At 60.8% G+C, this 22,477-nt stretch carries 21 protein-coding genes and 2 pseudogenes; 17 read left to right on the top strand and 6 right to left on the bottom strand.

The genetic code is table 11. From position 1 onward, the window contains the following. Positions 1-780: 780 nt before the first annotated feature. Positions 781-1,674 carry a hypothetical protein gene (locus tag NKH93_RS03735; protein ID WP_352969207.1) on the bottom strand — a complete coding sequence of 298 codons (894 nt, stop codon included), beginning with the start codon at positions 1,672-1,674 and terminating at the stop codon, positions 781-783. A gap of 656 nt (positions 1,675-2,330) precedes the next feature. Here NKH93_RS03735 and NKH93_RS03730 point away from each other — a divergent pair. Continuing rightward, positions 2,331-2,456: a hypothetical protein gene (locus NKH93_RS03730; RefSeq protein ID WP_352969205.1), complete on the top strand. Its 126-nt coding sequence runs from the start codon at positions 2,331-2,333 to the stop codon at positions 2,454-2,456. A gap of 235 nt (positions 2,457-2,691) precedes the next feature. On the opposite strand, the gene NKH93_RS03725 is transcribed toward NKH93_RS03730, so the two are convergent. From NKH93_RS03725 to NKH93_RS03715, 3 genes are all read right to left on the bottom strand, one after another. Beyond that, positions 2,692-2,901 carry a DUF3072 domain-containing protein gene (locus tag NKH93_RS03725; RefSeq protein ID WP_352969203.1) on the bottom strand — a complete coding sequence of 70 codons (210 nt, stop codon included), beginning with the start codon at positions 2,899-2,901 and terminating at the stop codon, positions 2,692-2,694. Positions 2,902-3,326: 425 nt separating this feature from the next. Next, positions 3,327-3,575 carry a helix-turn-helix domain-containing protein gene (locus NKH93_RS03720; RefSeq protein WP_352969201.1) on the bottom strand — a complete coding sequence of 83 codons (249 nt, stop codon included), beginning with the start codon at positions 3,573-3,575 and terminating at the stop codon, positions 3,327-3,329. Positions 3,576-3,581: 6 nt separating this feature from the next. Then, positions 3,582-3,944 carry a cyclic nucleotide-binding domain-containing protein gene (locus NKH93_RS03715; protein ID WP_352969199.1) on the bottom strand — a complete coding sequence of 121 codons (363 nt, stop codon included), beginning with the start codon at positions 3,942-3,944 and terminating at the stop codon, positions 3,582-3,584. A 639-nt stretch (positions 3,945-4,583) separates the two neighbouring features. Between NKH93_RS03715 and NKH93_RS03710 the strand changes: the two are divergent. Further along, a pseudogene (locus tag NKH93_RS03710) lies at positions 4,584-4,876 on the top strand (GSU2403 family nucleotidyltransferase fold protein). Positions 4,877-5,103: 227 nt separating this feature from the next. Here NKH93_RS03710 and NKH93_RS03705 read toward each other — a convergent pair. Then, positions 5,104-5,490 (bottom strand): type II toxin-antitoxin system VapC family toxin, encoded by a 387-nt coding sequence (locus NKH93_RS03705; RefSeq protein WP_352969197.1) that lies wholly within the window; start codon positions 5,488-5,490, stop codon positions 5,104-5,106. Further along, positions 5,490-5,747 carry a type II toxin-antitoxin system VapB family antitoxin gene (locus tag NKH93_RS03700; RefSeq protein ID WP_352871031.1) on the bottom strand — a complete coding sequence of 86 codons (258 nt, stop codon included), beginning with the start codon at positions 5,745-5,747 and terminating at the stop codon, positions 5,490-5,492. Before NKH93_RS03700 ends, NKH93_RS03705 begins: the two co-directional genes overlap by 1 nt. Positions 5,748-6,264: 517 nt before the next feature. Between NKH93_RS03700 and trbB the strand changes: the two genes are divergently transcribed. The 15 genes and pseudogenes from trbB (at position 6,265) to NKH93_RS03625 (ending at position 22,458) form a co-directional block, all read left to right on the top strand. Continuing rightward, complete coding sequence (trbB, locus tag NKH93_RS03695; RefSeq protein WP_352969195.1) at positions 6,265-7,275, top strand: P-type conjugative transfer ATPase TrbB; 1,011 nt, start codon at positions 6,265-6,267, stop codon at positions 7,273-7,275. 74 nt (positions 7,276-7,349) lie between these two features. Further along, a complete protein-coding gene (locus NKH93_RS03690; RefSeq protein WP_352612738.1) occupies positions 7,350-7,613 on the top strand; it encodes a TrbC/VirB2 family type IV secretion system protein in 264 nt (87 codons plus the stop codon). Next, entirely contained in the window at positions 7,613-7,876 is a 264-nt protein-coding gene (locus tag NKH93_RS03685; RefSeq protein WP_352772995.1) for a VirB3 family type IV secretion system protein, read from the top strand. Before NKH93_RS03690 ends, NKH93_RS03685 begins: the two co-directional genes overlap by 1 nt. An 11-nt stretch (positions 7,877-7,887) precedes the next feature. After that, positions 7,888-10,395, top strand: a complete 2,508-nt coding sequence (gene trbE / locus NKH93_RS03680) for a conjugal transfer protein TrbE (protein ID WP_352969193.1) — start codon at positions 7,888-7,890, stop codon at positions 10,393-10,395. Further along, positions 10,392-11,141, top strand: a complete 750-nt coding sequence (gene trbJ, locus NKH93_RS03675; protein ID WP_502896424.1) for a P-type conjugative transfer protein TrbJ — start codon at positions 10,392-10,394, stop codon at positions 11,139-11,141. Before trbE ends, trbJ begins: the two co-directional genes overlap by 4 nt. A gap of 12 nt (positions 11,142-11,153) precedes the next feature. Further along, positions 11,154-11,522, top strand: coding sequence for a putative entry exclusion protein TrbK-alt (gene trbK-alt / locus NKH93_RS03670; protein WP_352685424.1), 369 nt, complete (start codon positions 11,154-11,156; stop codon positions 11,520-11,522). Continuing rightward, a complete protein-coding gene (gene trbL, locus NKH93_RS03665) occupies positions 11,519-12,880 on the top strand; it encodes a P-type conjugative transfer protein TrbL (RefSeq protein ID WP_352969190.1) in 1,362 nt (453 codons plus the stop codon). Before trbK-alt ends, trbL begins: the two co-directional genes overlap by 4 nt. Next, positions 12,877-13,563: a conjugal transfer protein TrbF gene (trbF, locus tag NKH93_RS03660; RefSeq protein WP_352969188.1), complete on the top strand. Its 687-nt coding sequence runs from the start codon at positions 12,877-12,879 to the stop codon at positions 13,561-13,563. The genes trbL and trbF overlap by 4 nt, the downstream gene beginning before the upstream one ends. Continuing rightward, a complete protein-coding gene (gene trbG / locus NKH93_RS03655; protein ID WP_502896423.1) occupies positions 13,560-14,624 on the top strand; it encodes a P-type conjugative transfer protein TrbG in 1,065 nt (354 codons plus the stop codon). Before trbF ends, trbG begins: the two co-directional genes overlap by 4 nt. Further along, positions 14,621-15,835, top strand: coding sequence for a TraB/TrbI/VirB10 family type IV secretion system protein (locus tag NKH93_RS03650; protein WP_352969184.1), 1,215 nt, complete (start codon positions 14,621-14,623; stop codon positions 15,833-15,835). The genes trbG and NKH93_RS03650 overlap by 4 nt, the downstream gene beginning before the upstream one ends. Next, positions 15,832-15,939, top strand: a pseudogene (locus NKH93_RS03645) (DUF2274 domain-containing protein); the annotation flags it as partial. The gene NKH93_RS03650 and the pseudogene NKH93_RS03645, both read left to right, overlap by 4 nt. 41 nt (positions 15,940-15,980) lie before the next feature. Further along, complete coding sequence (locus tag NKH93_RS03640) at positions 15,981-16,268, top strand: DUF2274 domain-containing protein (protein WP_352969182.1); 288 nt, start codon at positions 15,981-15,983, stop codon at positions 16,266-16,268. A gap of 851 nt (positions 16,269-17,119) precedes the next feature. Beyond that, positions 17,120-17,959: a hypothetical protein gene (locus NKH93_RS03635; RefSeq protein WP_352969180.1), complete on the top strand. Its 840-nt coding sequence runs from the start codon at positions 17,120-17,122 to the stop codon at positions 17,957-17,959. Beyond that, on the top strand, positions 17,946-20,138 hold the full coding sequence (locus tag NKH93_RS03630) for a hypothetical protein (RefSeq protein WP_352969177.1): 2,193 nt from the start codon (positions 17,946-17,948) through the stop codon (positions 20,136-20,138). The genes NKH93_RS03635 and NKH93_RS03630 overlap by 14 nt, the downstream gene beginning before the upstream one ends. A 25-nt stretch (positions 20,139-20,163) precedes the next feature. Beyond that, entirely contained in the window at positions 20,164-22,458 is a 2,295-nt protein-coding gene (locus NKH93_RS03625; RefSeq protein ID WP_352969175.1) for a hypothetical protein, read from the top strand. Positions 22,459-22,477: the final 19 nt, after the last annotated feature.

The following is a 22,477-nucleotide window of genomic DNA, read 5'->3' as shown; positions in this document are numbered from 1 at the left end:
CGAACAGGCGCTCATTGCAGTGAAAGGTTACAATCGATCGCGATGCCCGGGTGCCTTCACGCGACGGCACATGCTACGCGTCTTGGACGGGCGGGCCGCGGCAGGTGAAGCACGCTTGCGATGGCCCGAATCTGGCTTGCTTCTCCAGTAACCGGAAGACGCCAGGGACGCGCTGCGCTGGACGCGTGCCCTAGCCGTCGAGCTCCCATCTATCGGTTCGTCCGCTCCATATCCGGCCGGACAGGGCCGCACCCTTGGGCTGTTCAAAGGCGCTTGCATCTTCCCTGCGCCGACACCGGGGGCGCCCGCCACACGGTAGCGGAGCGGCGGACTTCATCGCAGTCCGGCGATGGCAATAAACGCTGAGCGTGAAGCGGAAATGAATCTTTCGCGTTCAGGTACATCGTTCTGGCAAATTCGAGGAACGCCACGCCGGAAGCAGGAATCGTGTGCTGTCCCCAAGCTCCCTCGGAAGGCAAGTTGACCACCCGCCCACCGTTAGTCTAGGTCCGGCCGGTGCGTTCCAAACGTCATAGAAGCCGGTCGATGGCTTTACTGCCACGCGGGTTATTGGAGCCGGATCATCGATGCTGGTGTCGTGCGCCTACGCGCACGTCAAGTCGGTTTCATGCATGGGAACTTCAAGGCCAGCGACCTCATCATCGAGCAATGTTCAGCCAAGCCGTATGTTGTTCGCAATCGTTGCACATGGAAGGCTCCGATCGGGGTGACATCTCAACACTAGGGCAACCGGACAGACGGTGGAAAACGGCCCCAGCTTCAAAAGCTAGAACAATGCCATAAGCCTTGTGCCCTTCTTCGCGCCAGGCTTCGAGCTATTTGGCGAGCTATCCTGAGTTCGGCCAGCGTTGGTTGCCACCAGCCTCGCTGCCGTTCTGGTAATCCGGCAGCACGCGGAGCGGGCCATGTTCTAATCAATTCAGCCAACGTCGCCGGACGCCATCGGCCCCAGACGTGGTCGACGTTCGCCTCGATCAAATGCGGATAGAACGCTGCTATCTGCGAGGCGTCGACGAGTTCACCCGAAATCTCGGTGAAGACCACGATACCGTATTGCTCCGTTGCCACGGCACGGCCAAGCCGGGGTAAATCGTCTGGGGGCAGTGGATAGCGACGTCGCCTGCGTTCGGCATACCGCAATCTGGCGGCTTTATATTCCTCGGAGTCTTTGGACGCTTCTCGTCGCCGTTTCCTCTCCTCCGGTTCTGCGCGGCCTGCGGCCCTTTCGATGCTTGGCCAATGGCGCTTCAACTCCTCGTACGAGCGGAAAGGCACTCTCCAGGCCCGCAGTTCGTCGTCCCAGCTCGCCCATGGAACGGCTCGCAGTTCCTCAAGAACCGTCCGCGAATAAGGCGTGCGAATGCGCAGGTCGTCCGCGACTTCCAGATACCGGCTCGACAGGGGATCGAAGGCGAAGGCATCCCGTCCCTTGCTGTCATCATGTGCTGCTCGCAAATCCGCCTCTTGCGCAAGCCAGCGCTGGATCCGCCGCTCTGCAGTCTTTCCTGGCACGAACCAGGTTCTGCGCTCGTCACTCCACCTGGCGCGCGGGAATGTCTGTCGAAACCGCTCAACCGCCGCACGATCGTACGGAAAGCGCGCTTCGGCACCAGGAGCTGTCTGCGGTGCAGCAGGGGCGTCGGATTTTTCCATCAGATTGCGAAGCACAGCATGCGCGCAAACAACGCGGTGCAGCTCATTTGGGTCCAAGAACATCAGAAGGCATAGTTAGACCTGCAAGAGGAAGCCGACGAGGCGATCGGTGAAGGCGTCCCGCCTCACATATGCCGCTACGGTTGACCAGGATCCGCGCAACCTCCAACGTGAGAACTTCACGTTTGTGCTCCGATTGGCACCGGGTCCTGACAGCATCGTGCTTTCGGTTGTTCTGTGGTCCTCGACCGATAGCAGGACGGCGAGCCCGCGTCGCCGGAGGATAAGAACGACGCGGGCCGATCGGAGATATCCGATCTGGCAGCAAAGATATGAGGGAAAGAGTTTGCTGCGTGGGCAGAACTTTTCCTGCGCGCCGGTGTTCCATCGCGTGAGGAAAAAGGCCCGCCGCACAGGTTGATGCGGCGGGTCGATCAAACGCTGTTGCACCGAGCGGGGGCTCGGGGTCGGACATGCCCGGTGCGCGCGGACCACGCGAACTTTAGATGCACCAGCTGCGATGCGTCCACCAACCGACGGTTGGAGTTTCATTCCGAGAACGGTCTCACAGTGCGAAGCGGGCAAGTAGTTTATCGGGAACCCAGCCTTGGCACAGCACGTTGCTCAGTCGCTGACCTTCGCAAAGGATGCATACAATGGCGAAAGACATATCTCGCGAGGAAGAGCAACGCGGCACCGAAAAAGTTTTCTTCTGGGGCGCTGCAATGGCCCTTGTCCTGTTTGTGTCTTTGGTGACCATCGCCCTCGTCGGAAGGGCCTGATCTGTTTCGACAGCAGGATTGGATCGGCGGGTGCGAGGTCTCGGTGGGTTTTGGGGCGAATGCCGGGCTGTTGTACCCTATGAGCCGCTCCCATCCGCCGTTTGTCGTCTCGATCGCCGGTCGAGCCACAATGCACTGAATTCAGAAGATTCATTGCGGGTCACCTGCAGCAAAACTGTCCCAATCCAATCCGATCGGCTGTCCTTTGCTAGAGACGAAAAGCCACGGGCGGACGCTACAGGCCTAACTTTTCCCGGAGTGCACCAATGCGTTTGGAAGCTTCCGCCTTGCTAAGGCCGTCGGCATAGCCGTCAGGGTCGTCGGCCTGTTCGGCCAGAGTTTTCAGATATGAGGCTTGTGCGGGAGTCATTGGGTCATCTCCGCTGACCCAATCTTCCGGGTCTCTTGCCGATGCCTCGATTTTTGGGTTGTGCCGGTCGCCCATAGTCAATCTCCCTTGACTGATCAGCACAATGAGAAACGATCATGATTTGTTCCGCCACATTTGGTAGGCTTTCTCAGATCGTTTGCAGGGCTGCTCGTCACCGACCTGGTCAGTGTGTGGGATCGGTCGGAGTAACGTCGACGCTGGCCGGGACCCGGACAACAAGTCGACTGCGGCTGGATGGTGGTTCCCGCGCCGGACTGGCAGCCATATCCTGCTCTGGTCGCCAACGGCGCTGACAGAGCCTTCGGTCTCAACATATCAATTCTTTGCGGGAAGGGAGAGACTTGGCGTGCCTCACTCAACTGTCGCAACCAGCAGGGGTTGCCCTTCGCGGATCGAGACCCCCCGCCCAGCATTAGCGATGGCCTGCCGCTTTAGGTAGTTTGTCTCATCCCATCGGCGGACTTCCACATTGGCGCGGATTATGGAGATGCCTGCTCGCCGATCAGGCGGGCATATTCCGCCTCCGGCTGGCCATATGAGCTGTTTGCCAAGGTGATGAGACCAGTTCGATCACGGACGATGACCTCGCCACGATTTGACCTGATCAGACCGCGGCCTTCCAGCATTTGAAGTGCCACGGTGACGCCCGGCCGTCGTACACCCAACATGACCGACAGGAATTCATGGGTAATCGGCAGCCGGTCGCCTTCTATGCGGTCGTTGCACATGACCAGCTATCTTGCCAGCCGTTCTTCCAGTTTCAAACGCGCATTGGCGAGGGCGGTATAGCTTGCCTGGATCCACGCGTAGTGCACGTACCGCAGCAGAAAAAGCCGCAGCGTCGGGCTGTCGGAAAGCGCCTTTGTGAATGGCTCGGCGTCCATGCTGGCAACCTCGGCATCCGCTTGAATGTAGCAGTCGTGCGGCGATCGATCGCCGCCCATGATCAGCGCCGAGCCGGTCATGCCCTCGAAACCAATGACTATAACTTCGGCGTCGACCTCCGGCCGGAGTTTCGCCACCATCGAGCCGATCCCCGTCTCAAAGAAGTAGACGGCCTCGATAGCGGCGTTTGCGGTTTCGAGCTGCGTCCTCAATGGCAGAAAGCTGCTGTGAAGGTGAGGGCTGAGCAATTGATGGTGGCCGGAGACATGCGCCGCAGCAGTTCGTTTCTGTATACAGGCTCTGGGCTAGGAATTGGCTGCGGCGCCCGATCGCGGCCTTCTGAAAATGCGAGGCCAATTTTGGAAGTGTTGGGGCTGCTCATGGCTCCCTCCCGAATTGGGGCGGAAGCACGATGCTCGCTCACAGCCGGCGATGCCCTTAATGTTTATCACCGATCAAAGCAGAGTACGCCTTTCAAACCGGCGAGTCCCGAGAATTATCCGTCGGTCGATGCGGCATGTCCACCTCTCCAGGCCTCTGCGCCCCTGTCTCATAGCAGAGGAACAACCGCACTCGCATCCGTTCGGCACCGCCAGAACCCTCGGGCTGAATGTCTCTTCGGTGCCGCAAATGGAGATGTTGCATGGCTCGATCCGTAGAGCACGTTTTCAAAGACCATCTGAGGCTGCGTGCCGCCGGCGATCTCGAGCAGAATCTCAGGCGCAATTATGCCGACGTCGTCCTCTTGGCCGCGAATCCGAATCTGGTGGGCCATGATGCCGCGCGCGTGTCGTCCAAACACCTGCGCGGCCAATTGGGGTCCCACACACTGCTGATCTGGTCTGGCATGGTTGGAAAATGCCCCTGCTTTCGAAACAATCGCCATCGATGAAAAAGGCGGACCGTTACGGCTCGTGGTTCCCGATCCGCGTATTTTTGCGGCTCACAATTCTGGGTCTCAAAACGAGCTGATCGCGAGCCAGTCAAGCGCGGTCGTGACTTGGCCCAAGCGCAAGTGGTTGTCCCGCTGTCGAAGCAGTATCTCGAGCATCTCACCTACGAAGCAAGCGAGCTTCGGGCCCTCCCAACGGCTGTTTTCGACGAGGCCCATCATTTATTCGTGCAGCCAGCGTCGCGGCCGTGAATGTCTGAGTTACAAGTTGGCCGGCTGGATTGGCCCTCAACTTCCAATCCATCCAAGACGCGGCCCAGCAGCGCCAGATCGGAAGGACGAAAGACGCCAGCTTGCTCTGCTTTTGCACCAAGTTGGCATGACGCCCCTTGATGCAGGCCCAGCCGACAGGGCCGAAACTAATTGGGTGCTATTACAGGTTCAAGCTGGAGACAGCCGATCATCTTACAATCTCGTGCTCATGCCGGTTCGATATCCGTTTGGCAGAAGTCTTTGCCGATGAAAAGCAGCGGTTCGTCTGCACGCTTTGCCAAAGCATAGGAGAGGCAATCGGCAAAATTCAGCGCCGCCGGGTGGTGGCCCTTGCCGTAGATCAGCCAACCCTGGGTTGCAAGATCAACCAATTCGGAGTCGACAGGAATGATGTCGGCCTCAATTTTGCGCAGCCAAAGATCGATCTCAGCCAACGCGTGTTCGCCGCGCCTGCTGACCAGCACCATGCGTGCCTCGAGCACGCAGGTTGCCGGGATCAGACGGATTGGGTCGGAGACCAGCGCTCGTTCCAGCCTTGCTGCCTCAGGCTCGCTCCGAAGGATCGCTACAACAGCTGAGGTATCGATCACCATCAGTTAGGGATTCCATGCTCGTCATACCCGATGATCTCCTCGTCGCTGCGACTATCCAGTTCAGGCAATCGTGCCACTCTTTCTCGGATGGCGTGCAATTCTGCCAGCAAACGCTCCTGAGCGGTCTCTCCAAAGCCCAAGCGGTGCAAGCGCTCGCTAAGGGCCTGATGAATGGCTGCTGTCTTACTGATACCCTGGCGGCGTGCGAGTTCATCGGCGAGAGCAACGGTGGCTGGATTTTTGATGTTCAGGGACACGAGAAGCTCCAAAAATCTACCTTTCTGGCAATTTCTACCACAGTTCTCTAGGCTCTTCAACATACCTGCTAGCCTCGCCTACCCGCGCCGGATTGACCACGACAATCGCCAGGCCGACGTCTGCCAAGCGGCGACCGCAGTCTCCCGAAGCTGCCTGTCGACTCCAATCCGACGACGGCCGGCGAGGAACTCTACCGGGGCCGCGGTAAAGAGCGCTCCGGCAGCGGTCCATAGAGGGTGAAAGCAGTCCCTTCATCCTGTCAGACGCACCTAACGAGCCGCTGATCCTCCGTCGCGATGCCACCTCTCGAATATAGCCGCCTGTTCTGCTGGAGCGGCGATGGCCAGTCGGGCACCGGGTTGCTGAGCTGTCGCGGTCGCGGCACCGCATTTCGCAAGTCTCTGCACGTCATGCCACGATCGCCGGTTTTGCTTGTTGCAAGGCCGGCGCTCCTGCCTTTTCTAATGATCCCCGACCGCGGCAAGAACCAGTTCGTGGCGAGAAACGGGGACCCGCATGGCGACCAACTATCATGCCAGTAAGGGAGCGGTATCGCGCGGCGCGCGCATGCTGCGCACCGCCCTCGGCCCGGCGGTCGCAGGCTTTCTTGACGATCCAGCCATTGTCGAGGTGATGCTCAATCCCGACGGTCGCCTGTGGGTTGACCGTCTCAGCGAAGGACTCGCTGCAAGCAATGAAACACTGATCGCGGCAGACGGCGAACGGATCGTCAGGCTGGTCGCGCACCATGTCGGTGCGGAGGTGCATTCGGGCTCGCCGCGCGTTTCGGCTGAACTGCCCGGGACCGGTGAACGGTTCGAGGGCCTTTTGCCGCCTGTCGTCACGGCACCAACATTCGCCATCCGCAAGCCGGCAGTCGCGGTGTTTACGCTTCAAGACTATGTCGCTGCCGGCATCATGACCGAAGGCCAGGCTGACGTCCTGCAGCTTGCCGTGGAGACACGCAAGAACGTGCTGGTGGCCGGCGGTACATCGACGGGCAAGACCACGCTCGTCAACGCGCTTTTGGCGGAGGTGGCTAAAACCGCCGAGCGCGTCGTGCTGATCGAGGACACGCGTGAGTTGCAGTGTGCTGCGCCCAATCTTGTAGCGCTGCGCACAAAGGATGGTGTCGCCTCGCTGTCCGATCTGGTGAAGTCGTCGTTGCGGCTTCGGCCCGACCGCATCCCGATAGGCGAGGTACGGGGCGCCGAAGCGCTCGATTTGCTGAAGGCCTGGGGCACCGGCCATCCCGGCGGCATCGGCACCATTCACGCCAATTCTGCCATTGGCGCACTGCAGCGACTGGAACAGCTCGTGCAGGAGGCCGTCGTCACGGTCCCGCGCGCACTGATTGCGGAAACCATAGACATCATCGCGGTTCTCGCTGGTCGTGGCTCAGCGCGCCGGCTCGTCGAGATCGCCTTGGTCGACGGGCTCGATGCGGCCACCGGCGACTACCGCACCCTCGAATGTCGAGACCACTCCGATCGTGAATCCCCACTCTGCCATGGAGCTTCAGAATGAACCCGATCCGCTTCACTCCACCGGCTATCCGCAAGCTTGCCGTGGAGCTGTCGTATGCGACGACCGCCGCGATCATGACGATTGAGCCAGCCCACGCTGCCGGTTCCTCCATGCCCTGGGAGGAGCCCCTTCAGCAGATTCTCGAATCGATCGAGGGGCCAGTCGCCAAGATCGTGGCGGTGATCATCATTATCGTCACCGGCTTGTCGCTCGCTTTCGGTGACACATCGGGCGGATTTCGCCGGCTGATTCAGATCGTCTTCGGGCTGTCGATCGCTTTCGCGGCAAGTTCGTTCTTCCTGTCCTTTTTCTCCTTCGGCGGCGGGGCGCTGATCTGATGGAGGAGGAAGTCCGTGGCTTTTTCGCGCCGGTGCATCGCGCGCTTACTGAACCGATCCTGCTCGGCGGCGCGCCGCGCGCGGTCGCTATCGCCAACGGCACGCTGGCAGGCGCGGTCGGGTTGGGTCTTCGTCTGTGGATCGCGGGGCTCGTCATCTGGGCGGTCGGGCATCTCGCCGCCGTCTGGGCGGCAAAGCGCGATGCGCAGTTCGTCGACGTGGTTCGCCGGCACCTGCGCTATCCCTCGCATTTCGGCTATTGAGGTTTTTCGCCGTGATGAACCTCGCGGAATATCGAAACAAGAGCGCCAGCCTCGTCGACTATCTGCCTTGGGCCGCCCTGGTGGCGCCGGGCGTGGTGCTCAACAAGGACGGCAGTTTTCAAAGAACGGCGCGTTTTCGCGGGCCGGACCTGGACTCCGCCACGCCGGCGGAGCTGGTCGGCACGACCGCGCGGCTCAATGGCGCGCTGCGCCGGCTCGGCTCCGGCTGGGCGATCTTTGTCGAAGCGCAGCGCAATCCTGCCAGCGGCTATCCCGACAGCCGCTTCCCGGATTGCGCATCCACACTTCTCGACATCGAGCGGCGCGAACAGTTCGAAGGGTCCGGCGTGCTGTTTGAAAGCAGCTACTTTCTCACCTTCGTGTGGCTGCCTCCGGCCGAGGAAGCGTCGCGAATGGAGAGCTTGCTGTACGAAGGCCGGCAAAAGACCGGCGTCGATCCTTGGGAGCTCCTGAAGAGTTATGTCGATCGCACGGACCGCGTGCTCAACCTCATCGAAGGTTTCGTTCCCGAAGCTGACTGGCTCGATGATGCCGAGACGCTGAGTTACCTGCACTCAGCCGTTTCGACCAAGCGGCATCGCGTTCGCGTGCCGGAAACGCCGATGCATCTCGATGGCTTGCTTGTCGATCAGCCGTTAGCCGGCGGGTTAGAGCCGAGGCTTGGCGATGCGCATCTGCGCACACTCACCATCACCGGGTTTCCGAACATGACCTTCCCGGGGATTCTCGACGACCTTAATCGCCTTGCTTTCCCCTACCGCTGGTCCACGCGGGCGATCATGCTCGACAAGACCGACGCGACGAAGCTGGTGACGAAGATTCGTCGCCAGTGGTTCGCCAAACGCAAATCGATTGCCGCAATCTTGAAGGAGGTGATGACCAACGAGGCGTCAGTCCTCGTTGATACGGACGCCGCCAACAAGGCGGCCGATGCGGACGCGGCCCTGCAGGATCTCGGTTCAGATCAGATCGGCGAAGCCTATGTCACCGCCTCCGTGACGGTCTGGGATGCCGATCCGTCGATCGCCGACGAAAAGCTGCGCCTGGTCGAAAAGGTCATTCAGGGCAGGGATTTCACTTGCATCGCCGAAAGCGTCAACGCGGTCGAGGCTTGGCTCGGCAGCATCCCCGGCCACGTCTACGCCAATGTCCGCCAGCCGCCGATCTCGACTCTGAACCTCGCCCACATGATTCCACTTTCGGCGGTCTGGGCTGGACCGACTGAGGACGAGCATTTTGGCGCCCCGCCGCTGTTCTTCGCCAGAACGGAAGGCGCCACACCGTTCCGGTTCAGCCTTCACGTCGGCGATGTCGGCCACACCCTCGTCATCGGCCCGACCGGTGCCGGCAAGTCGGTCCTGTTGGCGATGATCGCGCTGCAGTTCCGACGTTACGAGCACAGCCAGGTTTTTGCCTTCGACTTCGGCGGCTCAATCCGCGCGGCCATGCTCGCCATGCATGGCGATTGGCATGATCTCGGAAGAAATGCCGGAACTGGGCAGGGGGCTGACGATCCGTTGCCCTTGCTCACTTTAGCCGATCTGTCGGACGACGTTCATACCGTTTCGCTACAGCCGCTCGCCCATATTCATCATACGCCAGAGCGAGCCTGGGCGGCCGACTGGCTTGTCGACATCCTTCTGCGCGAAGGCGTGTCCATCACGCCGCAGGTAAAGGAACATCTGTGGTCGGCGTTGACGTCGCTGGCCTCTGCGCCCGTCCACGAACGGACGCTGACTGGCCTGTCCGTATTGCTGCAATCTTCGCCGCTGAAGCAGGCGCTCCTTCCCTACTGCATCGGTGGCCGTTATGGCGGCCTGCTAGATGCCGAGCACGAGCGGCTGGGCGAGGCTTCGGTCCAGGCGTTCGAAACCGAAGGCCTGATCGGCACAGGTGCAGCGCCCGCCGTGCTCGCCTATCTGTTCCACCGCATCGAGCAGAGGATGGACGGACGGCCGACACTGCTGCTCATCGACGAGGGCTGGCTCGCGCTCGACGACGGCGGTTTCGCTGACCAGTTGCGCGAATGGCTGAAGACGCTGAGGAAGAAGAACGCCAGCGTGGTCTTCGCCACCCAGTCGCTTTCGGACATCGACGGATCGCCGATCGCACCGGCAATCGTCGAAAGCTGCCCGACGCGGCTGTTCTTGCCGAACGAGCGCGCCGTCGAGCCGCAGATCACAGAGATCTATCGACGCTTTGGTCTCAACGATCGCCAGATCGAGATCGTCGCCCGAGCGACACCGAAGCGCGACTATTATTGTCAAAGCCGCCGCGGCAACCGCCTGTTCGAGCTGGGGCTTGGTCCGATCGCGCTGGCGCTCTGCGCCGCATCGTCCAAATCGGACCAGGCCGCGATCGACCGGACAATCGCCGAGGCGGGGCGAGACCATTTCCTCGAGGCTTGGCTTACGAACCGTGGTCTCTCCTGGGCGGCAGACCTCATTCCCAATCTCACTGGCGTGATCGACCAATCCACAAAGGAGCTTCCCTCATGAATTCCGTTCTTGCAGGTCGCCGTATCCGTCGCATGGCGGCAGCCGGCGCAATCGTCGTCGCGACGGCGCTGTCATCGGCACCGGCATCGGCACTGATCGTGTTCGACCCAAAGAACTACGCCGAGAACCTGCTTTCGGCATCGCGTGCGCTGGAGCAGATCCACAACCAGATCAGCTCGCTTCAGAACGAAGCGCAAATGCTGATCAACCAGGCGAAGAATCTCACCTCCCTGCCAACCTCGCTGCTTGAACAGATCGAGGCCAATTTTTCCGAGATGAAGAGCCTGCTCGGCGAGGCCGACAAGCTGGCCTATAGCGTCCAGGAGATCGAGAGCCAGTTTACCTCCGCTTACGAGAATTTCGGTTCGGAACTCTCCAGCCAGCAGCTTGTCGACGGCGCGCGTCAACGCTGGCAGACCTCGGTGTCGGCCTTTGAGCATTCGCTGAAGACCGGCGCCGTCGCAGTAGACAACATCGCAGAGACACAGGAGCAGACGAGTGCGCTGGTTGGTGCCAGCCAGTCCGCGGTCGGCGTGCTTCAGGCGACGCAGGCCGGCAACCAGCTTCTTGCCGTGCAGGCCAAGCAAGTTGCCGACCTCACCGCGATGCTGGCGGCACAAGGACGAGCCGAAGCCCTTGAACAGGCGAGGCGGGCGGCCGCACAGGAGCAGGCGCGGGAACAGTTCAGCCGTTTCATGACGGGCAGCAGCTACAGCGCGTCATCCGTAAAAATGTTCCACGACTGAGGCGAAGACCGCATGGATCTCAAGATCGCCGCCCGGATAACAGCCGTTCTTGCCCTTGGCGCCGCCATGACCGCCGCCTCCATGGCGCTGCGCGGCGGCGGCTCGCAGGACGCGTCCTCCCCGCGCTCCGCATATCCGGGCGGCGAGCCGGCAAGTGTCGAGCTTGCCCGATGCCGGGACATCGGCATGGCGGCGATCGATGACGACGCCTGCAGGAAAGCCTGGGCGGAAGGCCGCCGACGCTTCCTGCGGCCATCCCGCCCGATCATGCCAAACGTGGCTCCGTCGATCGAAAAGGACCCGACCCGGCTGCCGCCGCTCCAACCGCCAACGCCGCCTTTCGCGGAAGACCGGCCCTATCCCGAAACGGTGGCGCCATGAACGACACCGGCGTCATCGACCGCTTCCTCGAGACTTTCACTCGCTACATCGATTCCGGCTTTGGTCTGCTCGGTGGGGAAGTTGCGTTTCTCACTTCGACCCTGATTGTGATCGACATCACACTGGCCGGCCTGTTCTGGGCATGGGGTGCTGATGAAGACGTGCTGCACCGACTGGTGAAGAAGACGCTCTATATCGGCTTCTTTGCCTTCATCATCGGCAACTTCAACCGTCTTGCCGGGATCGTCTTCGAGAGCTTTTCCGGGCTCGGCCTGAAGGCTGGAGGCTCGGCACTTTCAGGCTCGGCATTGCTGCAGCCGGGCCGCGTGGCGCAAGTCGGCATCGATGCCGGCAATCCGATCCTCGAGGCCGCCAGCCAGCTGATGGGCTACGTATCGTTCTTCGAGAATTTCGTCCAGATCGTAGTGCTGAGGGCGATCGTACTGATTGCGTTCTTTCTTCTGGCCGTCCAGATCTTCGTCACGCTGGTCGAATTCAAGCTGACGACGCTTGCCGGGTTTGTGCTGATACCCTTTGCGCTGTTCAACCGGACCGCCTTCCTTGCCGAAAAAGTGCTCGGCAACATCGTTGCCTCCGGCGTGAAGATACTGGTCCTTGCCGTCATCGTCAGCATCGGCTCGGGCCTGTTCGGCGAGTTCACCCAAGGCTTCGGCGCCGAACAGCCCACAATCACGGATGCGCTGTCGCTTGTCCTGGGCGCTCTGTCGCTGATGGGACTGTCGATCTTCGGTCCCGGCATTGCGACGGGGCTGGTCTCCGGTGCCCCGCAACTGGGCGCAGGTGCCGCTGTTGGCACGAGCCTCGTCGCTGGCGGCCTTGGCGTGGCTGGCGCTATGGGTGCTCGCGCCGGATTGAGCGGCGCGGCAGGCGCACTCAATGGCAGTGCGCGTATGTCGGCAGCAGCCGCACGCCGCGGCGCGCATCTGGCCGGCAGCACTTCGGCCGCCTGGGAACTTGGCGCAGCGACATCTGGAAGAGGTGGTGCAGGCTCGGTCGCCGCCGGCGTGGCGGGTGTCGCCAGGGCCGGTGCCAGCGCTGCCGTTCGACCGGTGAAGCAGGCCATGTCGCGCGCGGCGTCGGCGCTGTCCGACAGCTATGAGGCCGGCCGCTTTGCGGCTTGGAGTGCGACGAGTGGAGAGCGATCGTCGGGAACGGCTTCCTCGGGTGACTGGTCGACCTCCGAAACCAGTTCCGACGCCCCGCCCGCATGGGCAAAACGAATGAAGCGTAGCCAGGTCATGAGCCATGGCGCCAGCGTCGCCGCGCATTCAGTTCACTCGAGTGATGATGGGGGCGGCTCGATGAATGTTTCCCTCGATCAGGACGACCGCCGATGACCCCCCTTAGACGCCCTTTCGTTCGCTACGCAAAAACGCCCCACCCCGAGACGCCATATCAGCGTGCAGCCCAGATTTGGGACGAGCGCATCGGCTCGGCTCGCGTCCAGGCGAGAAACTGGCGGCTGATGGCCTTCGGCTCTCTCGTCCTGGCCGGCGGTTTTGCATCCGCATTGGTCTGGCAGTCAACGCGCGGCTCAGTGGTTCCCTGGGTGGTGGAGGTCGACAAGTTCGGTGAAGCGCAGGTTGTCGCTCCGGCCGTTGCCGACTATCGGCCGACCGATCCGCAGGTCGCCTGGCATCTGGCCCGCTTCATCGAACAGGTCAGAAGCATTCCGGCCGACCCGGTCATCGTCCGCCAAAACTGGCTGCGAGCCTACGACTACACCACAGACCGCGGCGCCATTTCCCTCAATGATTACGCCCGGTTGAACGACCCTTTTGCCAAATTAGGCAAACTCCAGATCGCCATCGAGGTTTCCAGCGTCATCCGTGCTACCCCCGATTCGTTTCGCGTCGCCTGGGTCGAGCGCCGTTACGAGAATGGCAACCTGGCCGACACCGAGCGTTGGACCGCAATCCTCACAATCGTGATTCAGCAACCCCGCGACGCTGACCGGCTCAAAGCCAATCCGCTTGGCGTCTATGTCAACGCCATCAGCTGGTCGAAGGAGTTTTCATGATGCGTGCAGCACCAACAAGAACGTCGGCGAGACCGGTCACGCACAATGCGCCCGAGGCACGTAGGCTTGCCCTGGCACTGCTGTCGGCAACGGCGCTCGCCGGCTGTGCATCGAAGAAATACATTCCGCCGGAAATCGCCTACGACGATGCGGTGCCTGCGGTGCGCAGGGTCGAGCCGCCTGGTCCGGTCAAAGTGGTGGAAGTGCCGAAACCGCTTCCGCTGCCTGGTCAGTTGAAACCAGTCGACGCTACGAAGGTGAAGCCGGAGCCGACCGATCCGAAGCAGCGTATCAGCCTGGCGAACGAGGCAGCGAGGATGCAGCCGGTTCGCGACGGGTTCGTCAATGCCATCCAGCTCTATCCTTGGAGTGAGGGCGCGCTCTACCAGATCTATGCCGCGCCCGGCCAGGTCACCGACATCGCCTTGCAGCCCGGCGAGCAGCTTGTCGGCTCCGGGCCTGTGGCCGCCGGCGACACGGTGCGCTGGATCATCGGCGATACGCAAAGTGGGGCAGGGGAGCGCCAGCAGGTCCATATTCTTGTGAAGCCGACACGGCCGGATCTGCAGACCAATCTCGTCATCAACAGCGACCGCCGCACCTATCATCTCGAGCTGCGCTCGACCGAAAAGACCTACATGGCTTCGGTCTCCTGGCAGTACCCGCAGGACCAGCTGATTGCGCTGCGGCGCCAGAACGCGCAGGCTTCCGCCGCACAGCCGGTCGCGTCCGGCGTCGACATCCAGAAACTGAATTTTCGCTATCGCATCGAAGGCGACATGGCGCCCTGGCGGCCGCTTCGCGCCTTCGATGACGGTGCAAAAGTCTACATCGAGTTCCCGTCGGGCATAGGGCAAGGTGAAATGCCGCCGCTCTTTGTCATCGGCCCATCGGGCGGCTCGGAGCTGGTCAATTACCGTGCTCGCCAGAACTACTACGTCGTTGATCGGCTGTTTGCCGCCGCTGAATTGAGGCTCGGCGACAAAACAAGCGAAAAGCGCGTCCGCATCGTGCGCACGGACGGCAAACGAACCTCGCCCAGCACGAGGCTGTTCCGATGAGCGACCCTACAAATGCACCCAACCAGGACATTCGAGCGGAACTGCGCCTTCGGCCCGAACCGGCCAGGGTCACGCGACTGTCGCGCAAGGTGCTGATAGGCGTTGGTGGAGTTGCCAGCGCTGCGATCCTCGGCACGTTGATTTGGGCGCTCGACACCAGACAGCGCGGAACCGAACAGCCGCCCGAGCTCTTCACCACCGAAAACCGCTCAACGGCCGACGGGCTACAGAAGCTGCCGAAGGACTATGCAGGTGTTCCGCAACTCGGCCCCGCGCTGCCTGGCGATTTGGGCCGGCCGATCTTGCGCGCGCAGGAGCGCGGCCAGCCGATTCGGGCGTCCAACGTCAGTGGACCGCGCGCCGATCCGGAGGAGCAGCGCCGACTGGCCGAGATCGAGGCCGCACGCTTGGCGAAGCTCTTCACCGATACGAACACGAGACCTGGTCCCACACGACAGGATACTGGCGGCAGAGTCATAGAACCGGACACCCAATCTGGTCTGACTCCGCCGCTTGGGCCGCCACCGATCGATCCTGGCGCCGCGCAAAACGTGCAGGATCGCAAGCTGGCCTTCGTCAATGCCGAGCCAGACCGTCGCACAGTCAGCCCCAATCGGCTCGCCGCGAAGGCCTCGCCCTATGTGGTGCAAGCCGGCAGCGTCATTCCAGCCGCCCTTATCACCGGCATCCGCTCCGACCTGCCCGGCGAGATCACCGCTCAGGTCACGGAAAATGTCTATGACAGCCCGACAGGATCCCATCTCCTGATCCCGCAGGGTGCGAGGCTGATCGGCCAGTACGACAGCCACGTCGCCTTCGGCCAGTCGCGCGTGCTGCTGGTCTGGAACCGGCTGATCATGCCTGACGGCACCTCGATCGTGCTGGAGCGCCAGCAGGGCGCAGACGCTGAAGGATTTTCCGGGCTGGAGGACGAGGTCGACCGTCATTGGGGCCAGATGTTCCGGGCCGCAGCACTCTCGACATTACTGGGCATTGGGACATCGCTTGGGTCCAGCGACGACGAAAGCGAAATCGCCAAGGCCATCCGCGAAAGCGCGCAGGATTCGGCCTCCGATATTGGCCAGCAGCTCGTGCGCAATCAGCTCTATGTCCAGCCTACGCTCACCGTGCGGCCCGGTTTCCCGGTTCGCGTGATTGTCAATCGCGACCTTCTTCTTGTGCCTTACGGCGCGTCAAAAAATCCATCATGACCAAGCTGAAACTTTCCGCCATTCCCGATGACCGTCCGGTCAAGATCACCGTCGAACTGCCTGCCGCCGTTCATCGCGACCTCGTTGCCTATGTCGATTATCTGAACAGTCAACATGTCTTTGTCTCACAAGCAGGAGGTGAACAATGCCTGATCTGAGGCTCGGTCGGCTGCCGAAGGTTGGTGTCGTCCGCATGACGATCATCCTGCCGGAGCCCCTCAAGGAGGAACTCGATCAGTATGCGGCCGAGCACAGCCGGCTCTATGATCCCGTGGACACCGCTGCCCTGATTCCGCACATGCTGGAAGCCTTCGTCGGTTCGGATCGCGGCTGGCGCAGCCGTAAGGCGAAGACCGGCCGTGCCCGTCAACGAGCGGCGTCTCCAGCCAGCACTATGGCGCGAAGCGGTGCTGAAGGCGATGGCCCCGCCTGAAGCTGTCCTGGTGGCTTTACCCTAAGCGGAATATCGGTTCCCACCCTAAGCGGAAGCTCGCTTGCTCCGGGCCAATTCACGGCCATGACCCAACAGAGATCTACGGCCCTTTGAGATGAAGGTCCGGAAGGGAGGACAAAGCAGCCAATCAGAAGTTTCTTCCTCCTCGCCCGTTCAGGCGAGCACTCGAGGTTGAATTGGCCGCTTTGCCCTCATACTCAAAGAACTTCGCGTAGCGGCTCCTCCAGATGACCGCCCGCAGTGTAGCGTCATCCCCTCCTCGGACATGTGATCCTCAAGCCCTTCGGAGAAACGCTCAAAGGGCGCGCAATGCCTCGGGCGTTTATCGTCCGCCTGATCGGAGCGACCCGGACTCTAAGCAATCAGATGTCGGAAAAAGAGCCGCTTTCGTCATCCACCTCGGACGCAACAACCTTTGTCCACTGTCGGCGAAATTCAATTGCCGCGAACAGCGCCAGCTCGTATCAATTTTTCTGAGACGATTTCTGCAAATTGTCATAAAAGATAATGTATAAACCAACGACAGTCCAAACAAAAAATTAAGTTATATTTTAATTAATTGCCTATATTGCTTTTTAGACATAGTTCTAGTTATATTTCTGATTGCTCATAATATGGCTTCATGTTATGGTCACATTGCGTAGTTTTAGCTTTATGCTTGTTTGGCGAGTTTTATCGCCAGCAAGAAGGCAACCTGAGGGCAATCAATTAAACCGACGGTAATGGCGGCAGACAACCGCCATGTTACTGATATTTCCATTTTGCCAGTTCTAGCGATTTAAACAACCCTGTCGAAATACTCATCGACGGGGGTGGCTTGTGGTGCAGCGATGCAGCATTTTGGTTTCGATTTCCGTGGGTTTCACTGCTTCGCGGCGGATGCCGACATGAAGTCTTGGCACTATCTGCCGCAGAGCGCAGATGTGCAGAGGGATGACGCGGGAAAGCCGATCCTGAGCTTCACCGACCTCGGTTCGACGGCCTATCTAATTTTCTCGGCGCGATGGGGCGCTACCAATGAAGATATCGAGGCGCTGCGGCGGGAAATAGCGGCCCGTTCGGGCCAGCCGGATGCGGCACAGACCCCGCTGTCGTTTGCGCCGATCACCTCGCCGCTTTGCAACGCCCTGATCGGTGACGGCCGCGGGACCTTTGAAATCGCCGCAAGCAGCGCAACATCGGGTTATCCGCCCTATGCCGCGGTCTTCGATCTCGCCCTCGAAGCCGAGTGGCTCGCATCTGCCCGCGCCGGTGTGCGGGAGCAAGCTGGCTTTCTCGCTGTGGAATATCTCGCGCGCCATCGCATGCCGATAAAAGCCAGGGCGCGGTTCCGCGCGCCGGCCGCTCTCATGGATGGATTGCGCCTCGACAGCGAAGACCTCGCGGAGCAGCTTGATGACGCCATCCGGGATGGCAGGGCCAGCATCGCGATCGAAGTCGACGGCGCGCCTGACGGAAAGATTTCCCAGACGCTGCACAGCAAGCTTTTCGCGCTGATCGCGGCAACGATCAGGCAGTCGCCCGCTCACCGGACGGTTGGCGACGCTGATATCGCGGTTGAACTCGAGCAAATGATTGAAGAGCCAGTCCGTGCGTTTCGCGATCTCGGCACGCTAGTAGCAGCGGGGTCGAACCGAATGCTCCCAGGAGGTGAAGATGCTGCAGATTGACAAGGTACAAGAGATCGAGGGCGTGACGGTCTTTGGCGATTCGGACAAGATCAATGTCTTCTATCCGCTGGCGCAACAACCACGTTATCGTCGCGGCCCCGACGGCAGATTGTCGTTCGCTTTCTATAAATACAGGTTCCCGGTCGATAGGCCCGACGGCAAGAAAGGCGGCGGCTTCCTTCTTTTTGACGTCGAGTTCGTGGTCGAAGACGAGGTCCTAGTCAAGGTCAAGCAGAAGCTCGCCGAACAGGTGGCTGCCGAGGCCAATCGCCTCGGAATCCAGCCGGTACCGGAAGTCGTCATCGGTGCTTTCACCTATACCAAGGGAACGACGTCGTTGCTCTATCCCCAGGGCCTCGTCGAAAGGGAAGTTCCCAGCGGCGGAACGCCATCGCTCTTCGGCAACAACATCTCGACATTCGCGCTGGAACTGCCACCCGAGGGTGCCACTTTCTTCGAGCAGGCCATGCAGGGCCAGGGAGGCGCCGTCGCTATCGCCTATGAGCTGTGGTTTTGGGCGCAACTGCCGGCGATTAACGTCAACGGCTATTTCAACGCATCGAAGTTCTACAGCTTCTATCAGACCATCGACACCGACTGGAACCTGTGGTCGGAGGATTCTTACAGGGAGACCGTCCGGGAACAGACGATCAATTCGGAATCGATGCACATCGATTTCGAGTGGGGCGGGGTGACCGATGAAAAGATCAGGGGGCCGATCCGCGACTGGGCATACCGCACGCTGGAAAAATCCATCGAACGCAACATGATCGATGCCATCGCGCCGGTTCCCGACGATCAGCGCAAATTGCCCGACGGGATCGAGGATGTCACGCGCGACATCTCGAACACCAAGATCACCAATATCTACATCAACTACAAGGAGTCGCAGACTGTCGAGTGGCGCGTGGCGCCTCGCGGCGTCCTGCCCAACATCACCAACCTCAAGGATGGCAACGGCGCGCCGGTCAAGTGGAGCGACTATGCCCGCGTGATCGATCTCGATGATCCGTTCTTCAAGACGCTGCGCATCAACACGTTCGTCAACGCCGATTTCAAAGGACTGCCGATCCACTCAGTCGAAGTGAAGCTGATTTACAAGGGCCGGCCCATGGCCAATCTCGCGGAAGGCGAGCCCGACGGCGAAGTCGTCATGAACAAGGAAGAGGATGTCGGGAAGTTCGCGGCTTATGTCGAAGGCGACGACTGGAAATACACCTACAGTTACCAGGTCAATTACCGCGGCGAGAGCCGGCAGTACCAGTCACCCGAAATCGAGACGAACGAAGGCAACCTCACCATCGGGGTCGACGATGTGGGCGTGCTTTCCATCGAAGCCACGGCCGGCGACATCAACTGGACCGAACTCGACCGCGCCGCCGTCGTGCTGACCTACGAGGATGACGCGGGCGGTGTGGAAGAACTCGAGGAGCAGTTCAACCTCACCCAGGCAGCGCCGACATTCAAGATCCAGCGCGTCATTTTTCAGCCGATGCGGAACAATTACAAATACCGCATCAAGTATTTCATGAAGGATGGCCGCGAATACCAGGGCGCCGAACGTCAGGGCCGATCGCAGAGGCTGTTCATCAACGATGTGTTCGATGCGCGCAAGACGGTTTCGGTGCGTGGCGTCGGCGACTTCGCCAACAGGATACAGACCGTCTTTGTCGATCTCGAATACACAGACGCCACGCATACCTATACGCAGACCAAAAGCCAGGCGCTGACGGCGGCCAGTCCCTTTTTCGACTGGACCTTCCCCGTCATCGACGAAAAGGCGGGCAAGGTCACCTACAAGGCCATGATCGCTTACAAGGACGGCACGACGGACACGGTGCCGGTGACGGACGCTGCGTCCGGAACCATCGTGCTGCCGCCGCCGGCGGAAGCGTTCCTCGAAGTGCAGATCATCGCTGACCTGATCAACTGGGAGCAGGTGAAATTGGCGCGCGTGTCGCTCAATTACGACGATCTCGCCAGCGATGTCTCACAAGCCAAGGATTTCGTCTTCAGTGCCAGCAACAAGGCCAACACCACATGGAAGGTGGAGGTCAAGAACAAGGAGCAGGACGATTACACCTACGCCGTCAGCTACTACCTGGCGACCGGGCAGAAGAAGGATGTTCCGCCAACGTCTACCAGCGAGCTTGCCCTGATCCTCGACCCCGCCGCCTGACGCTTACGCCGCGAGTGAGACCTTCATGCTTTATCTCAAGCCTCCATTCCACATCGTCCGCGGCGTGGCGGTCTTTCCGGATCACGCGAACAACCGTGCGTTCTATTTCCTGCCGGCGGAGCCGCATCTCTCGATGGTGCTGGACACTGCCACAGGCGTGAAAGTGCCGCAGATACAATTGCTCAAGTTTCGCGGCGGAGCGGGAAACGGGGGCTTCCTGACGTTCCAGGTCGACCTGGGTCTGGATGATGGCGTGATGGACGACATCGCAGCGGAACTCCGCGGCTTGTATCCCGGAGAGGGGCCTATCCAACTGGCGCCCGTTATCCTCGAAGGGGGGAGCGTGCGCCTGATCATGCTCGGCCGCGCCACAGACGAGCAGGGCAAGCCAATGTGGGATACGGAGCAGCAACAGCGTTTCGTCGTGCGCATCACGCATCCCTCGAAGCCTTCGCTCTATGGAAACAATCAGGCGATCTTCAGTGTCGAACTCGATCAGGAAGGCGTCGAACTGGTCGAGAACTCCATATTGCACAGCGAGCTGATGCCAATCGGAGTCGTCTATCAGCTGGACTTCTTCGCCCTGCGCCCCGCCTTCTCGGTCAAGATTTCGGCCGATTGGAACCGCGTGCAGACCCACATGGAGGAGAGTTTCACGACCGATGTCCTGTTCGCGTCCACCGAGATCGACAAGGTCGTCGACAAGCTGGTCGAGACCCAGGTGGTGCAGATCGATGTCGATTCATTCCTTCCGGAGGGCGAGGACGCGGGCTCCTGGGTCGGGCGGCGCGATCAGGCAATCGATCAGTTCAAGGACATGGTGCTGGAGAATTTCTTCAAGCCCAGTCTTGAACCGATGAAGGAAGAAAAAGACGGCTGGGATCGCTTCACCGATACGGCGGAGCGCCTGGCGCTTCTGGGCGCGACCGGCGGCTGGGGCGGCGTCGCCAAGTTCAGTTATGTGAAGAAGGACCTGCAGCGCATCGACCAGAAGCGCGCCAGTCTGCAGATGAACGAGCGCGTGACGGTGAAGCGCAGCATCTACCCGCAGACGACGCTGAAGGGGTTGGGCAAGATGTTGCGCGACGCGCAGGGGCAGATTGATGCCGGTCGCTTCATTCAGGAGGTGACGCTCGACGATCCATGGTTCGAGAAGCGGAAGATCAAGGCCTACTCACTCGTCAACTTCGAGCACGATGAAGTCGATTCGGTGAACCTGACGCTGACCTATGATGGCCAGCCGCGAACCATCCGGCTGAGCAAGGATCAACTGGACGGCAGCCAGGAATGGAACAGCCTCGTGGACGGCGGCAAGATGGTCCGCGGCATCCCCTATGAGTATCGGGTCACGTTCCACGATGTCGACTCTGGTGAGCGGCCCGGCGTCGTCAATACCGGCACGCTGACAACCATCGGCGACGAGTTCGAAGTCTCGCCGCGCAGCGACGGCCTCTATTTCATCGACGATATCCAGATCGGGGCGAGCCTGCTTCCCTGGGATCGCTTTCCGCAGGTTGCCGTCGAGGTGCGCTACAACGATCCGGTGAACCGGATCGATCTCGCCGAGAGCTTCCTGCTCACCCAGGACAAGCCGGAAGTCACCTGGAAACGGTTCCGCCTCGACAGCACCCTGGACCGCTACGACCTGAAAATGACGTTCATGGCGGCCGACCACAGGGACATCGTCCTCGACTGGGCGCCGACCGACCAGGAGCGCCTGATTGTGCGCGATCCTCATCCGCAGAAGCGGACGCTACAGGTCGCGCCTGCCGTGGACTGGCGCCTCGTCGCCATGATTCTCGTTGACCTGCGCTATGTCGATGCCGCGAACGGCATCGACGAACAGCAGACGCTCACCTTCTATGACACGCCGACGGACCGCAATCCCAAGGCGTTCTTGGTTAATCTCGCCGATGCGAGCCAGCGTCTCGTGAGCTACGCAGCCACGATCATACTGAAGGACAATCGCGTCATCACCATTCCCAACTCGATGACAACCGGATCGACCATCGCGCTGCGCACCGACATGGTCGGGCACAAGGTGGTGACGGTTACGCCACCGGACATCGATTTTACCTCGCGCGGCATCGAGCGCGTCGAAGCGCAGCTCTCATACCGCGACAACGATGCAGGGTTGAGCTTTCAGGACCGGCTGGTTTTCACCAAGCCGCGCGACATCGGCTTCTTCGAGTTCGACTACGTTTCGCCCGACCACTCGAGCTACGGCTGCCTGGCCACGCTGGTCTTGTCCAACGGCCTCGTCCTCGAGCGGGACCTGGGGAGCCTCGGCCTTGATCGGCTGGCGCTGCCGGCGGGTTGAGGAGCGTGTAATGCCGGGA

This window comes from Mesorhizobium sp. M0954 (genome assembly GCF_040319155.1).
GTDB lineage: Bacteria > Pseudomonadota > Alphaproteobacteria > Rhizobiales > Rhizobiaceae > Mesorhizobium.
This window is presented reverse-complemented; position numbering and strand designations above follow the sequence as displayed.